Raw genomic sequence first — 16,426 nt, 5'->3', positions numbered from 1 at the left:
GCCCAACTCGAAACCGCCGAAAAACTCGAAGTGGTCTCCAGCGTCTCCGTCGGCTACGACAACTACGACCTCGACTACTTCAACCAACGCGGGATCATGCTCACCAACACCCCCGACGTACTCACCGAAAGCACCGCCGACCTCGCCTTCGCCCTGATCATGAGCAGCGCCCGCCGCGTCGCCGAACTCGACGCCTGGACCAAGGCCGGGCAATGGCAGGCCAGCGTCGGTGCGCCGCTGTTCGGTTGTGACGTCCACGGCAAGACTTTGGGCATCGTCGGCATGGGCAACATCGGCGCCGCCGTCGCCCGCCGGGGCCATTTCGGCTTCAACATGCCAATCATCTACAGCGGCAACAGCCGCAAGACCGAACTGGAGCAGCAACTCGGTGCGCAATTTCGCAGCCTCGACCAACTGCTGGCCGAAGCCGACTTCGTCTGCCTGGCGGTCCCGCTCAGCGACAAGACCCGCCACCTGATCAGTCACCGCGAACTGGCCCTGATGAAGCCCGGGGCGATTCTGGTCAACATCTCCCGTGGCCCGGTGGTCGACGAGCCGGCTCTGATCGAAGCACTGCAAAACAATCGCATCCGTGGCGCCGGTCTGGACGTCTACGAGAAAGAACCACTGGCCGAATCGCCGCTGTTCCAGCTGAAAAACGCAGTGACACTGCCGCACATCGGCTCCGCTACGAATGAAACGCGCGAAGCCATGGCCAATCGTGCACTGGTCAATCTGCGCAGCGCGCTGCTCGGCGAACGCCCGCAAGACCTGGTCAACCCACAAGTCTGGCGCGGATAAAAAATGACGGGCAAGTGCAATAACGCACTTGCCCGCCAGTTGTCGCCTTACATAACTTGAAATTGAACAATAAAGCTAATTAAACATCAGCAATATAAGCTCTGCCTGGCAATCTAACGATCGACCATTGCTATGGAGAGCTAACCCCTTGAACAACCTGACAACCGAAAAAGTTATTCGCTACAGCAAAGCCATATTAATGGCCTACATCAGTTTCTTTGGTGTACTGGTGATGATCCACAACTTTACCGACTATAACTCCAACTACACATACGTGGCTCATATCCTGAGCATGGACACCACGACCGCCAGTGAGTCCATAAAGTACCGAGCCATCGATTCACCGATGATCCATCACCGAATCTATTGGTTCATCATCACGCTCGAAGTGACATATACGGCATTATGCCTGATAGGCACCTATCAACTATTTCGGCACATCAACGCCCCTGCAGCGGTATTCCACGAGGCAAAAAAGTTCTCGATCATGGGCATACTGGCGGCAATCTTCATTTATTACGTGTGCCTGCAAACCGTGGGTGTGGAATGGTTTGATATGGATACCTCACAATCATGGAATGCCAAGGACTGGGCACGGCATATCGTAGATTTCATGTTCCCTGTGATGATTTACATCACCTTGAAAGTCGAGCGCTGATGTTCAGCAATCATTGTTTCATACCAACTTTCCCTGCACCGGCGCTACCAGTGTTTTCGGCTTGCGAAACACCAACACATTGCCCAGCATCACCAACACCAGCCCGAGCAACGCCGGTGCCGTCCACTGATAACCTTCAGCGATCGCTGACACGTTCAGCGCGACCACCGGAAACAGCACGGTGCAATATGCCGCACGTTCCGGCCCCATACGCCCGACCAGTGTCAGGTACGCCGTAAAGCCGATCACCGAACCGGGAATCACCAGATACAGCAACGCCCCGACATAGCGCGGCGACCAGTCCATGTCGAACGCAATGCCTTTGACCACACACCACAGCGACAACATCGCCGCCCCGTAAGCCATGCCCCAGGCATTGGTGGTCAACGGTTTCAGACCAGCCTTCTGCTGCAGGCTCGACAGCATGTTGCCCGCCGAGAAACACAGGGTGCCGCACAGCGCCAGGCCAAGGCCGAGCAACGTTTCGGGGCTGGCGTGATGGCCGGCCAGTTCCGGCCAGAACAACATTCCCAGACCGAACAAACCGAGCGCGCCGCCCATCAACACGTTGCGCGCAATGCGCTGGCCGAAGAACACCCGGGCATTGAGCGCGTTCCACAAGGTCGCCGTGGAAAACACCACCGCCACCAGACCGCTGGGAATCCACTGGCTGGCGGTCAGAAAGCACATGAAGTTGACGCAGAACAGGCACAAGCCCTGTGCCACGCAGATCAGATGACCCCGGCGATTCATCGGTTGCAGCCGCCGACTGAGCAGCAACAACCCAAACAGCACCAGCGCGGCGAGGCCGAAGCGATAGACGATCGACACCGGAATCGCTACCACGCCCAATTGCCATTTCAGGGCAATCCAGGTGGTGCCCCAGATCAGCACGGTCAGCAGATACAGCGAAAGGTTCATGACGAAACTCCTGAGGACACCGGACACTCTGTGGCGAGCGAGCTTGCTCGCGCTGGGCTGCGAAGCGGCCCCGTTCATGAGTGCTGCGCACTCGGCGGGAGCAAGCTCCCTCGCCACAGGTTTTGCGTTTAACCGCGATTCAGGGTGCGGCAGCCAGGATCGGCGCGCTTGCAGATTCTTGCGCTTTTGTCGCCCGCCCGGCTGGCAGCGCGACGTCTACGGAGTAGGATGCAAGGCGTTGGAGAGAACCGAACATGGCCGCTATCGATACCCTGCAAGTCTTTCAAACCCTCAACCGCTCGCCGAACGCACGCCTTGTGCACAGCGCCGAGTTCGGTGACGGCTTGTCTGCGGCCCTGTGGACCAACTATCACGATGCTCAGGAATACCAAGCCCCGGGCCACCACACCCTGTCCTGCTACATCGCCGGCGGCACCGGCACGTTTCGGCGCGGACAGCCGGGCCACAAGGGCGGGCCGGACAAGCTGTGCATCCTGCCGGCGGATCATCAATCCGGCTGGGTGATCAACGGCGATATTCGTCTGGCGCACTTGTATTTCAGCGCCGAACAGTTCGCCCTCGGGTGCGTCACGCTGCTCGATCGTGAACCGCGTGAGATGCAATTGCGCGAGCAGACCTTTCTGGAAGATCCGCAGCAGGCCCGACGCTTTCGCCAGTTACTGACGCTGAACTGGGACGAGCCGGCCGAGCGCCTGCTGACCAGCAGCATTGCCCATGAATTGATCAGCCATACCCTGCTCAGTCAGGTCGGCGCGCGCCAGGGTTTGCGCCTCAAGGGCGGACTGGCGCCGCATCAGCGTCGGCAACTGGTGGAGTTCATCGACAGTCAACTGGCCGAGCCGATCAGCCTCGGGCAACTGGCCGGGCTGTGTGCGTTGTCGGAATACCACTTTGCCCGGATGTTTCGCGTGAGCTTCGGTTTGCCGCCGCATCAGTACGTGCTGGCGCGCCGCTTGAGTCGGGCGCGGGAGTTGTTGCGTGCAACGGCGTTGCCGTTGGGGGAGATTGCGCTGGCGTGCGGGTTTGCCAGTGCCAGCCATTTCACCAACCGGTTTCGGCAGGTATTGGGTGGAACGCCTGGGGAATATCGGCAGGCGTTTTTGCGCTAGAGCCAGATCAAAAGATCGCAGCCAGCGGCAGCTCCTACAGGGGAAACGCATTCCAACTGTAGGAGCTGCCGCAGGCTGCGATCTTTTGCTGTTTTCGGATCAGAACTCCAGCGTACTGGAGAGCGAAATCTGCCGCGAATCGCCCATCGACACAAAGAACCGGCTCGCCGCCGAGGTGTAGTAGGTGCGGTCAAACAGGTTCTTCACGTTGAGCTGGAACTTGACCTTCTGCCCTTCGACTTTGGTGTCGTAAGTGGCGAACGCATCGGCCACGGTGTAGCTCGGCAGGTCGAAATCATTCACCGCGTTGCCCGCCCGCTCCCCAACATACCGCGCCCCGGCGCCGACCCGCAGTTGATCGCCGCCGATCACGCTGCCGAAGTCATACACCGCCGACAATGAGCCGCTGTTCTTCGCCACGTTTTGCAGGCGATTGCCTTTGTAGTCCGGGTCTTCGGTGACCTCGGCATCGGTGTAGGCATAGGCGCCGATCAGGCTCCAGCGGTCGGTCAGTTGACCGGTCAGATCCAGTTCCAGCCCCCGCGAGCGCACTTCGCCGGCGGCGCTGTAGATCGTGGTCGGGCCTTCGGCGTTGGCCACCAGCACGTTGCGCTTCTTGATGTCGAACAGTGCGATGTTGCCGGTGATGCGCCCGGGAATATCCAGCCGCGCCCCCAGCTCCCACGACTTGGCTTCTTCCGGGGCAATGCTGCCGTCGAGCACGGTGCTGCTGCCGCTGAGCGGGGCGATAGTCGAGTTGGGTTTGAACGATTCGGTGTAGCTGCCGTAGAACGACAACTCGTCGGTGTAGCGATACACCAGACCGGCACGCGGCACGAACTTCTGCCCGTTGCTGTCGGTGTTGGCCTTGAACGGCACGCCTTTACCGGCGTACTGGTCGTACTCCTGAAAACGCCCGCCAGCGACCAGAATCCACTGATCGTTGAGGTGAATGGAGTCCTGCATAAACACCGAATCGCTGCGCAGCAGATCGGTCTGCGCGCTGTCCGCCGGGCTGACCGTGGTGCCTTCGACTTCACGGCCATAGACCGGATTGACGTAGCTGAAGGTGCTCAGGCTTTTCTGGCGGATCAGGTCGGCGCGGTAGATCTTGCGGTACTCGTCGTCGACGCCGAACACCAGGTCATGCTGCATGCCCAGCACGTTGACCTTGCCTTCGAGGCTGGCGGTGGTGAAACGGTCGGTGCTGATCGCGCCTTGCGTGCCGTCCATGCTGCGGGTCAGCGTGCCTTTTTTGGTGTCGATGGCGGTCACGCGCACCTGGCTGGCGTCGTAGGTTTCGCGGCTCCAGCTGTAGCCGAAGTGGGCTTTCCAGTCGTCGTTGAGTTCATGGTCGGCTTCGAAGTGGTACAGATCGGAACGGCCTTCCATGTCGTTGAACGGCTCGTCCAGACGCTCGTTGCGCGAGATGTCCAGCGGGTGGTTGGTGCGCGGATCGATCAGGGTGCCACGGTCGAATGGCGTGAGAAATTCGCGATGTTCGTAGGAGAACAGCAACTTGGTCCGTTCGCCATACCAGGCCAGCGATGGCGCGATCAGCGTCTCGCGGTGAGTGCCGAAATTGCGCCAGTAATCTTCATCTTCGTGATCCAGCACCATGCGATACGCCAGGCCGGAATCGCCCAGCGCGCCGGTGCTGTCGAAGCTGCCGCCGCTGCCGTTCTTGCCGTCGCCGTAGGTGGAGCCACGCAGGGTCAGGGCGTTGTATTGGGTCAGTTCGGGTTTCTTGCTGACCAGATTGACCACGCCGCCCGGATCCTGGATTCCGTAGAGCAACGAGGCCGGGCCCTTGAGCACTTCGACGCGATCAACGGTTTCGTTCATCCCGCGGCCCTGCACGATCGGCATGCCGTCGCGCATGATCGAGCCGTTGCGGTTGTCGCCGAAACCGCGGGTCATCACCGAATCCTGGGTGCTGCCCAGGGTGTTGCCCTGAGTGATGCCGCTGACGTTGGCCAGCGCATCGTCGAGATTGCGCGGGGTCTGATCGCGGATCACTTGGGCCGGGATCACGTTGACGGTCTGCGGGATTTCCTGCAGCGACGCCGACGAGCGCATCACCGAACTGGTTTGCGGCGGCTGGTAGCTCATCGAGTCGTCGCGCATCGAGGTGATGGTGGTTGCGCCAAGATTCAGCGCCCCCTCGGTAGGCTGCGGTTCCAGCGCCAAGGTGTGGCTGTCGGTGCGGCGGAAGGTCATGCCGGAGCCGCTGAGCAGGCGTTGCAGCGCCTGTTCGGCACTCATCTGACCGCTGACGGCCGGGGCGTTAATGCCGTACGGCGCTTCGTCGGTGTAAACCACGCTTTGCCCGGTGACGCGGCTGAAGTCGTTCAAGGCTTGCGGCAGCGGTTTGGCGCTCAGGGAAAAATTGAACTGCTTTTGCGCCTGGCTGCTAACGGTTTCAGCGGCCAGCGCCACGCTCATCGGCAGCACCGCCAATGCCGAAAAACTCAACGCCGAAACGCCCAACCACTGTTTGACCGAACCCGATTTTGCCCTGGACTTCATTGCTCAATGACCTGTGTAGAACCGCAACGGATGCGAATGACTCGCAGTTTCAGTCACTACACGGATGGGGCTGTGGTTTACCTCACCACAATTTTGAAAATATTTTTGAAGATCAAAAGATCGCAGCCTGCGGCAGCTCCTACAGGTATACGCGATCCCCTGTAGGAGCTGCCGCAGGCTGCGATCTTTTGACGTTGATTCACCGCAGAATAATCAGATGCCCCAACACCTGATGCTGCTCAAACCCCATCACCCCTTGCAGCGAACTCAACACCGCCTGCGGATCCTTGCTCGGAAAACTGCCGCTCACCTTGCGTGCCGCCAGCTCATCGTTGAGCACAACAATCCGCCCCGGGTAATAGCGTCGCAAATCCTGCACCACGTCGGCCAGCGAGGCCTTGTAGTAAGTCAGCCAGCCCTGCCGCCAGGCCAGTTGTGCTTCGCTGTCCACCGCGTGCAGTTTCTCCGCTGTGCCCTGCCCGTAAGCCACTTGCTGGCCAGCCGTCAGAATCTGCTGCTGTGCGTCGCGAGTCGCCGTCACGCCAACGCGCCCCGACAGTACCGTGACCTGCGCACCGTGAGGTTGCAGTCGCACTTCGAATTGCGTGCCGAGTACCCGCGCCTCGCCCTTCTCCGCCGCGACCACAAACGGATCCCCCGTATGCGTGACGCTGAAGAAAGCGGCGCCGCGACGTAACCGCACATGCCGCTCGCCATGGCTGAAATCCACGGCGATGGCGCTGTCGGCATCCAGCGTGACTTGCGACTGATCGGCCAGCGTCACCGTGCGGATTTCCCCCGGTGTCGAAACGTAATCGGCGCCCAGATCATCAATCCAGCGCTGCGGCTGCCAGCCCGTGCCGAGGCTGACCATCAGCAACAGGCACGCGGCCATCGCCAATGCACCCGCCCAGCGCACAAGCGGTAAGCGCCCCGGACGATCCATCGCATTGAGATAGCCCTGCAATGCAAAAGCGTCCTCATCGGCCAATGTTCGCGCCGGGCTTTCGCTCAATTCCCACAGCACTTGCGCCTGGGCATAAGCCTCGGCATGGGCCGGGTCAGCACGCAGCCATTGGCTGAAGGTCAGTTGATCGCCGGTGCTTGGGCGGTCGTGCAGAAGACTCAACCAAGCGAGCGCGGCCTGTTCCTGAGCGGGCGTCGGAGTGACGCAATCGGTGTGTTTCACGGTGCTTTCCCTGGCAGGCGTGGCGCGGGTTCGCGCAGGCTGGCCTTGCAGGACTCGAGGGCGCGCATCATATGTTTTTCCACGGCGCTTTGGGACAGGCCCATGGCTTTGGCGATGTCCGCGTACTTGCGCCCGTGGATGCGATTGAGCAAAAAGATCTGCCGGGTGCGCTCGGGCAAGGCGCGCAAGGCCGCTTCGACATGGCGCAGATCATTGCCCGCTTCGAGCGCGGCTTGCGGCTCGCTGCCTTGGCTGTCCGGCTCGTCCGGTTGCCAGCCCTCGTTGACCCGCACTCGCGTGCCTTCGCTGCGCAAATGATCGATGGCGATGTTGCCGGCGCAGCGCAAAAGGTAGGTGCTGAGTTCTTCGACTTGCACCAGCGGCCGCCGCCAGAAACGCAGGAACAGATCCTGCACCAGATCCGCCGCCGTGGCCCGGCAACCGACGCGCCGGTTCACCAGTGCTTCCATCTGCGAGCGCTGCGACAGGAACACCTGGAGGAAATGCGCACGCGCCCCGTGTGGTTCGTCGTCGCGGGATTCCGGGGGATGGCCGATCAGCATGTCAGCACTGCGCCCAGGCGGCGACCGGGCTGGCCAGCAGACTCAACCCGGCCAGTGCGAGGGCCAGACGTGGGCGATACGGTAGCAACAGCACCAACGCCAAGGCGCTGAGCATGAGTACCGCGAACCAGTCGACCAGACCGAAACTCCAACCGTGTGCAGCGACTGCCGCCCATAGCGACAGCCCGAGCAACAGCCAACCGGCGAGTTTCAAAACCCTTGAGCGTCGGGCCGAAGGTTTGTTGCCGAGCAGCTTATCGTGGTGCCGAGGCATCGACAGACACAGCGCGCTGAACCCGGCGTAGCACAGCAACAACGCCAGCAACATCAGCTCACCTCCTGCTCAAGCGCGATCGGTCGCGGCTTTTCCCGGGGAGTTTTTTTCACGCTGACGGCGCTGCCGGCACGCTGCATTTTCCATGCGGCCCAGCCGAGGAACAGGCCTGCGCCCAGGCACGTCAGATCAAAACCCGCCAGCGTCCAGTCACCTCGCACCAGCGTTACGCCGAGGCTCCATGGCGTGGTCAAATCGATCAGTGGCACGGCAATAAACAGCACCGCAGCCAGCCCCAGCTGTTCGACCCAGGCCTTGCGCCCTTCGCGCAGCAACGCATGCACCGCGCTCAACGCCCAGGCAATGAAAAACGCATTCACTTCCTGATCAGCGCGCCCGGCCAGATCCGCCGGCAACAGGCGATTGGCCAAAAAGAACACTGCCACCGCAGCTGTCAGCCCGGCCATGCTGGCGATGTTCAGCACTTCCACCAGACGCAACTCGAACGGCATCACGTCGCTCCTGGTGTGTTTGAGCTGGCGCTTGCCAAGCCAGATCACAAGCCCGGTGCCGATCATCGCGGTACTCGCCAGACCGCAGATGAAATACAGCCAGCGCAACGTCGCCCCGGCGAAGTGGCCCATGTGCAAACCGTAGAACATGCCGCCGACCGCCATCGCCCCGGGCTGCTCCGGGGTACTGCCGAGGCGCTCGCCGGTGACACCGTTGAACGTCACCGCGCGACCGAAATCATGGACGACGCCGTCGCCACGGCGCGACAGCACCACCGAGGCATTCGCATCGCCTGGGTTGTTCACCGTCAGCCGCGCGGTACGGCCTCCCGCCCACTGCTCGCTGGCCTTGGCCAGCAGTGGCGCCATAGGACTCAGCGGCGCAGCCCGGTCGGCCCGCTCAGGGGTCTTCGATGCCGGAAAAACTTCGTCGTAAAAAGCGCGCACGTCGCCGTTGTAGGACGCCAGAATACTCGCCGGCATGACCATCGCCATGAAGATCACCAGACTGCTGTAGGTGATCATCAGGTGAAACGGCAGCACCAGCACGCCGACCGCGTTATGCCCGTCGAGCCATGAGCGCTGGCCTTTGCGCGGGCGAAAGGTGAAGAAGTCCTTGAAGATTTTCTTGTGGGTGATGATGCCGGTGATCAGCCCGATGAACATCACCATCGCGGCCATCGTCGCCAGCCAGCGACCCCACGGATAAGGCATTTGCAACTGAAAATGGAAGCGGTAGAAGAACTCGCCGCCCAGGCTTTCCCGGGCCTGGACTTCGCTGCCGGTTTGCGCGTCGAGTGTTCTGGATTCGAACTTGCCGCGCTCGCCCGGTGTGTTCGGCGCCTGTTGCCAGCGCACCGTCAGGCCGGGATCGCGGGCGTCGGGCAAGTCGATCAGCCAGCGCGAGGCGCCCGCGGCGTGTTGTTGCAGATAACTTTGCGCCAGGGTCAGGCTCGCTTCGGCATTGATGGGCCGCGCGGGAATTTCCGGCTGCATCCAGTGGCTGATCTCATCCTTGAAATAGGCCAGCGTCCCGGTCAGAAAAATCGCAAACAGCAGCCAGCCGAACACCAGCCCCGTCCAGGTGTGCAGCCAGGCCATCGACTGACGAAAGCCCTCCTTCATGCGTAGCCCAAGCCCCGTGCGGCACCCGAGACCGTCGCCAGAATCACGCTCGGCACCAGCAAACCGACCCACGCCGACCACGCCGTGCGGCAAGCGAAGCACCACAGCACCGCCACCAGATAGACCAGAAAGGAAATGGTCATGCCGGTCACCACGGCTTCGGCGCGGCTCAACGGCAGCCACAGCGTCAGGGTGACACTGGCCAGCGCCGCAACCAGATAGCCACCGAACACCGCCGCCAGCACCCGCGAGGTGACCGCCAGACGATAGGACATGGGAAGTGAGGCGAGTTTGCCTTTCATGTTTCGACCCTGAAACGAAAAACGTCCGGCCGACAAGCCGAACCAACAGGCGAGCAATATTAATGATAAATATTCTCATACGCAAAAGCATCTGATTGCCGGACACCACCGCGCACACCTACAATGCGAACAGTTCTTGTTCTCTAACGCATCGAATATGCGCCCGGAGTAATACCCTTGTCGTCCGCCCATCCCGTCGAATCGCTCTACCTTGACCACCACAGCTGGCTCACCGGCTGGTTGCGGCGCAGACTCGGCTGCCCGGACAGTGCGGCGGATCTGGCGCAGGACACCTTCATCCGCGTGCTCAGCGCTCGTGAACAACCGGTGATCATCGAGCCGCGCGCGTTCCTGACCACCCTCGCCAAACGTGTGCTGTTCAATCATTACCGTCGCCAGGATCTGGAACGCGCCTACCTCGAGACCCTGGCGCAGATGCCGGAAATGCTTGCGCCGTCGGAAGAAGACAAAGCGATCATCCTGCAAACCCTGATCGAACTGGATCAGTTGCTCGACGGCTTGCCGCGCCTGGTCAAACGCGCCTTTCTGCTGGCGCAGGTTGATGGCCTGACCTATCCGCAAATCGCCGCCGAACTGGGCATCTCCGTAGCCACAGTCAAACGTCATCTGCACAAAGCCGCCCTACGCTGCTATTTCGCCCTATGAACCGCATCCCGGATTTCTCTGCGCAAGTGGCCGAACAGGCCGTGCACTGGCTGATGGAAATGCAGCAAGGCACGCTCTCCCCACGCCAGCAACAGGCCTGGCAGCAATGGCTGGACGCCCACAGCGAACACCGTCGGGCGTGGGAGCACATGCAGCGGGTCAACCAGCGCTTGCGCGGTGTGGCTTCGCCATTGGCCCATGCCGCGTTGGCCGGACCGAAGCCTTCCAGCCGACGTCAGGCACTCAAGTTGCTGCTGCTTCTGGGCGCGGGTTCTGCCGCCACCTGGAGCATGCGCGAGCACAACCCGCTGCCCTCGCTGCTCGCCGATTACCGCAGCCCGGTGGGCGAGCGACGCAAGGTTGCGCTGGGCGCGGGCAGCCAGTTGCAACTCAACACGGCGAGCGCAGCAGATGTGGATGTCGGACAACGGCTGATCCGTTTGCTGGAAGGCGAGATTCTGCTCAGCACCGTACACGCGTTCGAAGTGCACACGGCCCAAGGTGTATTGAAAACAAACGCTGCCCGACTCAACGTGCGGCAATTCGCCGAGCGCACGCAGGTGGCGTTGTTTGAAGGTCAGGCCGAACTCATCGCCCATGGCCGCGCACCAATGTCATTGCCCGTCGCCCGTCAGCTGAGCTTCAGCTCGACAGCGATCAGCGAAGCCAGACCCTTGGATGCCAACAGCGGCGCCTGGGCCGAGGGCATGCTGGTTGCCGCGCATATGCGTCTGGGCGACTTCCTCGATGAACTCGGCCGTTATCGTCGGGGGCAGTTGCATTGTGATGCGAAGGTGGCCGACCTGCTGATCTCCGGGACCTATCCGCTGGACGACAGCGAGCGGATTCTTGATCTGCTGCAAATCAGTCTGCCGGTGAAAGTGCGGCGGTTTACCCGTTATTGGGTGAGCGTCGAGGCGCGGGCTTAGAAGCAAGATCAAAAGATCGCAGCCTTCGGCAGCTCCTACAGGCTGAACAAATGTAGGAGCTGCCGAAGGCTGCGATCTTTTGCTTTCAAAAAAAAATGAGCCGTTTTTCAGATCTGGCGTGACAGAGAAGGAAAGCCCCCTTGATTCAACCTTCTCAGGATCATCGTCCATGCACCCCACCCGCCTCACGCCACTGGCCCGCAGCCTGCGCAATCTCGTACTGGGCGCCAGCCTGAGCCTCTGCGCCCTGCCCGCTTTGGCTACCGAAACCAAGGTTTACCACATTGCCCCGGCGTCACTGGAAAACGCCCTCAACCAGTTTGGTCGTGAAGCCGGCGTGCTGATTTCCTTCGGCTCGCAAATCACCAGCGGCGTGCAAAGCCGTGGCCTGGAAGGCAGCTACACCGCCGAGCAAGGTCTCGATGCGTTGCTTGAAGGCACCAGCCTGCAAGCCCGCGCCGAAGGTAACAACGCGTTCAGTCTGCAACCTGTCGGCGACACAGCGCTGGAACTGGACACCTCGAAAGTCGTCGGTGACTGGCTTGGCGATGCGGCGCAGGTCAACGTCTTCGAGCATCCCGGCGCCCGCGATGTAATCCGCCGCGAAGAATTCGAACGCCAGGGTGCGACCCAGGCCCGCGACGTGCTCAACCGCATCCCCGGCGTCAACGCCCCGGAAAACAACGGCACCGGCAGCCACGACATGGCGCTGAACTTCGGCATTCGCGGTCTCAATCCACGCCTGGCGGCGCGTTCGACCGTGCTGATGGACGGCATTCCCGTGCCGTTCGCCCCTTACGGCCAGCCACAGTTGTCGTTCGCGCCGATCAGCATGGGCAACATGGATGCGGTGGACGTGGTGCGTGGCGGTGGCGCGGTGCGTTACGGCCCGCAGAACGTCGGCGGTGTGGTCAACTTCGTGACCCGTGCCATTCCCGACGCACCGACGGTCAAGGGTGGCTTCCAGACTGAGACCAGCCCGTCGTCGAGTCACGATGGCTTCAAGACCAGTGCCAACCTGCTGGCCGGCGGCACCAGTGAAAATGGTCTGGGCGGCGCGCTGCTGTATTCCGGCACCCGTGGCGGCGACTGGCGCGAACACAGCGACACCGAGATCGACGACTTGATCCTCAAGGGCAAATACCAGCTCGACGAAGCCAACAGTTTCAACGCCATGGCCCAGTATTACGAGGGCAAGGCCGACATGCCCGGCGGCCTCAACGTTGCCGATTACGATGCCGATCCGTACCAGTCGACGCGCCCGAAAGACCAGTTCTGGGGCCGTCGCACAATGTTCAACTTCGGCTATCGCTATCAGGAAGATCGCCGCGAATTCACCGCCAACACCTTCTTCACCAAGACCTTGCGCAGCGGCTATCTGGATCAGGGCACGTTCCTCTCACTGTCGCCGCGCGAATATTGGGTTCGCGGTTTCGAAACGCGTTTCGCCCAGGGCTTCGACCTCGGCCCGACCAGCCACGAAGTCGGCGTTGGTTACCGCTACATCAACGAGGCCGGCCACGAGCTGCGCTATCGCACGCCGATCAGCAGCAATGAATACCCGACCACCAACAGCCGCAACGACCGCGACACCCGCGGTGGCACCGAAGCCAATGCGTTCTTCGTCGACGACCGCATCGACATCGGCAAGTGGACCATCACTCCGGGCGTGCGCTACGAGATGATCGAATCACAGCAGACCAACAACCTGACCAACGTCAAATACAAAGGCGACTACAACACCGCGCTGCCGGCATTGAACGTGCTGTATCACCTGACCGACAGCTGGAACCTGTACGCCAACACCGAAGGCTCGTTCGGCAGCGTTCAGTACAGCCAGATGCCCAACCGCGTGAGCAGCGGCGAAGTGAAACCGGAGAAGGCCCGCACCTGGGAACTCGGCACCCGTTACGACAACGGCGCACTGCGCGCGGAAATCGGTGCGTTCCTGATCAACTTCGACAACCAGTACGAAAGCAACCAGACCAACGATTCGGTGATCGCCCGTGGCGAGACCCGCCATCAGGGGATCGAGACCAGTGTCAATTACGCGCTGGATGACTTGAGCCCGGCACTGGCCGGTTTCGATGTCTACGCGACCTACGCCTACGTTGACGCGACCATCCGGGAAGACGGGCCGAACAAAGGCAATCGCGTGCCGTTCTCCTCGAAACATAAAGGCACGATTGGCGTCGGTTACACCGAAGGGCCATGGAAACTCAACGTCGATAGCAGCTTCCAGAGCGACCAGTTCGCCGACAACGCCAACACGTCCAGGGAAAGCGCCGACGGCAGCACCGGCAAGATTCCGGGCTATATGCTGTTCAGCAGCCGCGCCGGCTACGACTTTGGCCCGCAGTTGTCGGACCTGAATGTCGCAGTGGGGGTGAAGAACATCTTCAACACTCAGTACTTTACCCGCTCGTTCGATGACAACAACAAGGGCAAGTACGTGGGTGAGCCGCGTACGGTGTATGTACAAACGTCTATAGCTTTCTAACAAAACTGTGGCGAGGGAGCTTGCTCCCGCTCGGCTGCGAAGCAGCCGTAAATTCTGCCGATGCGGTCTGACTGTTGAACGGCGTTGCAGGTTTTGGGGCCGCTTCGCAGCCCGGCGGGAGCAAGCTCCCTCACCACACTGTTGATCACAAGACACAAAAAAAACGGGCCTGCTTTCGCAGGCCCGTTCTCATTGGGTGGCTTGAAAAATCAGCGTATCAACTGTTGATCGCTGCCTGTTCGTTCTCCAGAAACTCTTCCTCCAGCAGTGCATCATTCGCCTTGCTGAATGGCACGATGGCGGCGCGGGGTTTGCCCCGCAGTTTGCCAAACAGGTGCTCCAGCGCGTGCTCCAGTTTTTCGGCTGCACCGTCGATCGCCTGTTCCAGCGAATCGGCTTTATGGGTGACGGAAATCGGTTGGTGGCCTTTTGGCCGCGCTTCCAGTTGGCAGCGCAAGTCATGGGGACCTGGTTTGTCGCCGTTCTCGTCGCTCAGGTGGACTTCGACACGGGTCAGGTCTTCTTCATAACGGTCGAGCGTGCTCTCAATGGTTGTACGTACCCACTCCTCCAGTCGTTTACTGCTTTGAATATGGTTATCGCTGTTGACTTGGATTTGCATAGTTCATCCCTTATTTCAGCTAGCTCGCAAGGGGCCTGGAACAGGATTTCGTGACCCCTTGATTACAACAATCGGCCCGACTGCCGAACATTTCAACCCCTGAAAAAAGATAAATATTCATTCGCAAAAAAAGCCGGACAACCGGGCAAGTCACTGGTAAGGTCGGGAGTTGGGTCGCCTGGCAACCCTGCAAAATTTGCTCACAATTGCCCGTCGTTCAACGGGTGCAAACTACGAAAAATCCCCGCCTCCTCCACCAGCCAGTCATGCACGGCGCGCACGCCCGGATGGCTCAACGCCCCCGGCGCATAAAGCAACACGTAACGTTTGTGGTTGGGCACCGACAGTCCGAACGGCACGATCAACGTCCCGCGCTCCAGCTCATCGTTGAGCAATGTGCGCCGGGCAATCGCCACGCCCATGCCGGCAATCGCCGCTTCGATGGTCAGGTGGTTGCGATTGAACGTGTGCCCGCGCCGCACATCGGCGCCTTCAAAACCAATCGCATTCAGATAGAACTCCCATTCCGCGTATTCGTAACTGCCGCGCCAGGCGGTGATGTCGTGCAACAACGGGAAATGCACCAGATCCGCCGGCCCATGCAGCGGCGGACGTCCGCGCAGCAAACTCGGCGCGCACACCGGGAAAATCTGCTCATCGAGCAAGGCTGTGGATAACAGCCCCGGGTAGCTGCCGTCGTTCAGATCGATCGCCAGATCAAAGTCGCCCTCGTGCAATGGCACGCTGCTGTCCTCGGCCACCAGGCGCAACTGGATGTCCGGATAACGCTGTTGCAGACGCGGCAAACGCGGGGTCAGCCATTTACTGAGGAACGACGGGATCGAGCGCACTCGCAGAATCCCGCTGATCATCCCTGCATCCAGTCGACGCAATTCGGCATCGATGCTGCCGTAGGCTTCATTAACGGTGATGGCCAGTCGCTGGCCTTCCGCACTCAACTCCACGCCCCGCGCCCGGCGATGGAACAGGCGAAAACCGAGGCGCTCTTCCAACTGGCGAATCTGCTGACTGACCGCCCCCGGGGTGATGTGCAGCTCTTCCGCGCAGCGGGTGAACGACAGGTGCCGCGCGGCACAGGAAAACACCTGCAGCCAGACGTAGGTCTGGGCGTGCAATTGACGACTCATCGTTTAGTCCTGCTAAAGGCTTTCTTAGGAAGTTTCGTTGGTCACGTAGGACCGAGGTAGGCAGTATCGCCGACATTGCGCTTGTCCTACAAAAAATGGCAGCGATTCCTACTCCATTGCTTGTAAGGGTTTAGCATGGCTATCAGTGTTTTCGATCTATTCAAAGTCGGCATCGGTCCGTCCAGTTCCCACACCGTCGGCCCGATGCGTGCCGCCGCGACCTTCGCCCAGGCACTGATCGACCAACGCCTGCTCAACGATGTGCGTCGCGTGGAAATCCGTTTGTACGGTTCACTGTCGGCCACCGGCGTCGGCCACGCCACCGACCGCGCCACGGTCATGGGCCTGATGGGCGAATGGCCGGACAGCATCGATCCGGCGACCATCGATCCACGCATTCAGCAACTGCGCGAAAGCGGCCTGTTGCTACTGGCCGGTCGCAGAGAAATTTCCTTCAACTGGCAGCACGATCTCCTGCTGTTGGACGAGAGCCTGCCCTACCATCCCAACGCCATGTCCCTGACAGCCTTTGGCGAAAGCGCCGAGCTGTTTACGCA

General features: G+C 60.8%; 16 protein-coding genes. 7 read left to right on the top strand and 9 right to left on the bottom strand.

The window, feature by feature from the left end; all coding sequences use genetic code 11:
* Both DBR18_RS07705 and DBR18_RS07700 read left to right on the top strand, forming a co-directional pair.
* Positions 1–801 (top strand): D-glycerate dehydrogenase (locus DBR18_RS07705; RefSeq protein WP_256588616.1); only part of this gene is annotated, 801 nt, incomplete at its 5' end.
* A gap of 148 nt (positions 802–949) precedes the next feature.
* The gene (locus DBR18_RS07700; RefSeq protein WP_108589895.1) at positions 950–1,459 is read left to right on the top strand and encodes a DUF2165 family protein; all 510 of its coding nucleotides are present in this window, start codon (positions 950–952) and stop codon (positions 1,457–1,459) included.
* 18 nt (positions 1,460–1,477) lie between these two features.
* On the opposite strand, the gene DBR18_RS07695 is transcribed toward DBR18_RS07700, so the two are convergent.
* Positions 1,478–2,380: a DMT family transporter gene (locus DBR18_RS07695; protein WP_108589894.1), complete on the bottom strand. Its 903-nt coding sequence runs from the start codon at positions 2,378–2,380 to the stop codon at positions 1,478–1,480.
* A 254-nt stretch (positions 2,381–2,634) separates the two neighbouring features.
* Between DBR18_RS07695 and DBR18_RS07690 the strand changes: the two genes are divergently transcribed.
* Positions 2,635–3,510 carry an AraC family transcriptional regulator gene (locus DBR18_RS07690; protein WP_108589893.1) on the top strand — a complete coding sequence of 292 codons (876 nt, stop codon included), beginning with the start codon at positions 2,635–2,637 and terminating at the stop codon, positions 3,508–3,510.
* A 99-nt stretch (positions 3,511–3,609) separates the two neighbouring features.
* Here the strand turns inward: DBR18_RS07690 and DBR18_RS07685 are convergent, their stop codons facing one another.
* The 6 genes from DBR18_RS07685 to DBR18_RS07660 form a co-directional block, all read right to left on the bottom strand.
* On the bottom strand, positions 3,610–6,039 hold the full coding sequence (locus DBR18_RS07685) for a TonB-dependent receptor (RefSeq protein ID WP_108589892.1): 2,430 nt from the start codon (positions 6,037–6,039) through the stop codon (positions 3,610–3,612).
* 199 nt (positions 6,040–6,238) lie between these two features.
* The gene (locus DBR18_RS07680; protein ID WP_108589891.1) at positions 6,239–7,228 is read right to left on the bottom strand and encodes a FecR family protein; all 990 of its coding nucleotides are present in this window, start codon (positions 7,226–7,228) and stop codon (positions 6,239–6,241) included.
* Positions 7,225–7,791, bottom strand: a complete 567-nt coding sequence (locus tag DBR18_RS07675) for an RNA polymerase sigma factor (protein WP_108589890.1) — start codon at positions 7,789–7,791, stop codon at positions 7,225–7,227. Before DBR18_RS07675 ends, DBR18_RS07680 begins: the two co-directional genes overlap by 4 nt.
* A gap of 1 nt (position 7,792) precedes the next feature.
* Entirely contained in the window at positions 7,793–8,119 is a 327-nt protein-coding gene (locus DBR18_RS07670; RefSeq protein ID WP_108589889.1) for a DUF3325 domain-containing protein, read from the bottom strand.
* Positions 8,119–9,702 (bottom strand): PepSY domain-containing protein, encoded by a 1,584-nt coding sequence (locus DBR18_RS07665; RefSeq protein ID WP_108589888.1) that lies wholly within the window; start codon positions 9,700–9,702, stop codon positions 8,119–8,121. Before DBR18_RS07665 ends, DBR18_RS07670 begins: the two co-directional genes overlap by 1 nt.
* The gene (locus DBR18_RS07660; protein WP_025109395.1) at positions 9,699–10,004 is read right to left on the bottom strand and encodes a DUF3649 domain-containing protein; all 306 of its coding nucleotides are present in this window, start codon (positions 10,002–10,004) and stop codon (positions 9,699–9,701) included. Before DBR18_RS07660 ends, DBR18_RS07665 begins: the two co-directional genes overlap by 4 nt.
* Positions 10,005–10,181: 177 nt before the next feature.
* On the opposite strand from DBR18_RS07660, the gene DBR18_RS07655 reads away from it, so the two are divergent.
* The 3 genes from DBR18_RS07655 (at position 10,182) to fecA (ending at position 14,099) form a co-directional block, all read left to right on the top strand.
* On the top strand, positions 10,182–10,670 hold the full coding sequence (locus DBR18_RS07655) for a sigma-70 family RNA polymerase sigma factor (protein ID WP_108589887.1): 489 nt from the start codon (positions 10,182–10,184) through the stop codon (positions 10,668–10,670).
* Positions 10,667–11,599 (top strand): DUF4880 domain-containing protein, encoded by a 933-nt coding sequence (locus DBR18_RS07650; RefSeq protein WP_108589886.1) that lies wholly within the window; start codon positions 10,667–10,669, stop codon positions 11,597–11,599. The genes DBR18_RS07655 and DBR18_RS07650 overlap by 4 nt, the downstream gene beginning before the upstream one ends.
* A gap of 169 nt (positions 11,600–11,768) precedes the next feature.
* Positions 11,769–14,099, top strand: coding sequence for a TonB-dependent Fe(3+) dicitrate receptor FecA (gene fecA / locus DBR18_RS07645; RefSeq protein WP_108589885.1), 2,331 nt, complete (start codon positions 11,769–11,771; stop codon positions 14,097–14,099).
* A 217-nt stretch (positions 14,100–14,316) separates the two neighbouring features.
* On the opposite strand, the gene DBR18_RS07640 is transcribed toward fecA, so the two are convergent.
* Together DBR18_RS07640 and DBR18_RS07635 are read right to left on the bottom strand one after the other, a co-directional pair.
* Positions 14,317–14,721 carry an HPF/RaiA family ribosome-associated protein gene (locus DBR18_RS07640; protein ID WP_007968091.1) on the bottom strand — a complete coding sequence of 135 codons (405 nt, stop codon included), beginning with the start codon at positions 14,719–14,721 and terminating at the stop codon, positions 14,317–14,319.
* 200 nt (positions 14,722–14,921) lie between these two features.
* Entirely contained in the window at positions 14,922–15,869 is a 948-nt protein-coding gene (locus tag DBR18_RS07635; protein ID WP_007914183.1) for a LysR substrate-binding domain-containing protein, read from the bottom strand.
* Positions 15,870–16,004: 135 nt separating this feature from the next.
* On the opposite strand from DBR18_RS07635, the gene DBR18_RS07630 reads away from it, so the two are divergent.
* Positions 16,005–16,426, top strand: a 422-nt coding sequence (locus DBR18_RS07630) for a serine dehydratase beta chain (protein ID WP_305891529.1), incomplete at its 3' end; no start/stop codon positions are given.

It is taken from the genome of Pseudomonas sp. HMWF021 (assembly GCF_003061005.1).
Taxonomy (GTDB): domain Bacteria; phylum Pseudomonadota; class Gammaproteobacteria; order Pseudomonadales; family Pseudomonadaceae; genus Aquipseudomonas.
This window is presented reverse-complemented; position numbering and strand designations above follow the sequence as displayed.

What these genes read in the sequence shown, in the direction of transcription:
- DBR18_RS07685 (WP_108589892.1), bottom strand. Translation starts at nt 6,039, where the DNA reads ATGAAGTCCAGGGCAAAATCGGGTTCGGTCAAACAGTGGTTGGGCGTT.
- DBR18_RS07650 (WP_108589886.1), top strand. Translation starts at nt 10,667, where the DNA reads ATGAACCGCATCCCGGATTTCTCTGCGCAAGTGGCCGAACAGGCCGTG.
- DBR18_RS07670 (WP_108589889.1), bottom strand. Translation starts at nt 8,119, where the DNA reads ATGTTGCTGGCGTTGTTGCTGTGCTACGCCGGGTTCAGCGCGCTGTGT.
- DBR18_RS07640 (WP_007968091.1), bottom strand. Translation starts at nt 14,721, where the DNA reads ATGCAAATCCAAGTCAACAGCGATAACCATATTCAAAGCAGTAAACGA.
- DBR18_RS07690 (WP_108589893.1), top strand. Translation starts at nt 2,635, where the DNA reads ATGGCCGCTATCGATACCCTGCAAGTCTTTCAAACCCTCAACCGCTCG.
- DBR18_RS07665 (WP_108589888.1), bottom strand. Translation starts at nt 9,702, where the DNA reads ATGAAGGAGGGCTTTCGTCAGTCGATGGCCTGGCTGCACACCTGGACG.
- DBR18_RS07675 (WP_108589890.1), bottom strand. Translation starts at nt 7,791, where the DNA reads ATGCTGATCGGCCATCCCCCGGAATCCCGCGACGACGAACCACACGGG.
- fecA (WP_108589885.1), top strand. Translation starts at nt 11,769, where the DNA reads ATGCACCCCACCCGCCTCACGCCACTGGCCCGCAGCCTGCGCAATCTC.
- DBR18_RS07660 (WP_025109395.1), bottom strand. Translation starts at nt 10,004, where the DNA reads ATGAAAGGCAAACTCGCCTCACTTCCCATGTCCTATCGTCTGGCGGTC.
- DBR18_RS07695 (WP_108589894.1), bottom strand. Translation starts at nt 2,380, where the DNA reads ATGAACCTTTCGCTGTATCTGCTGACCGTGCTGATCTGGGGCACCACC.
- DBR18_RS07635 (WP_007914183.1), bottom strand. Translation starts at nt 15,869, where the DNA reads ATGAGTCGTCAATTGCACGCCCAGACCTACGTCTGGCTGCAGGTGTTT.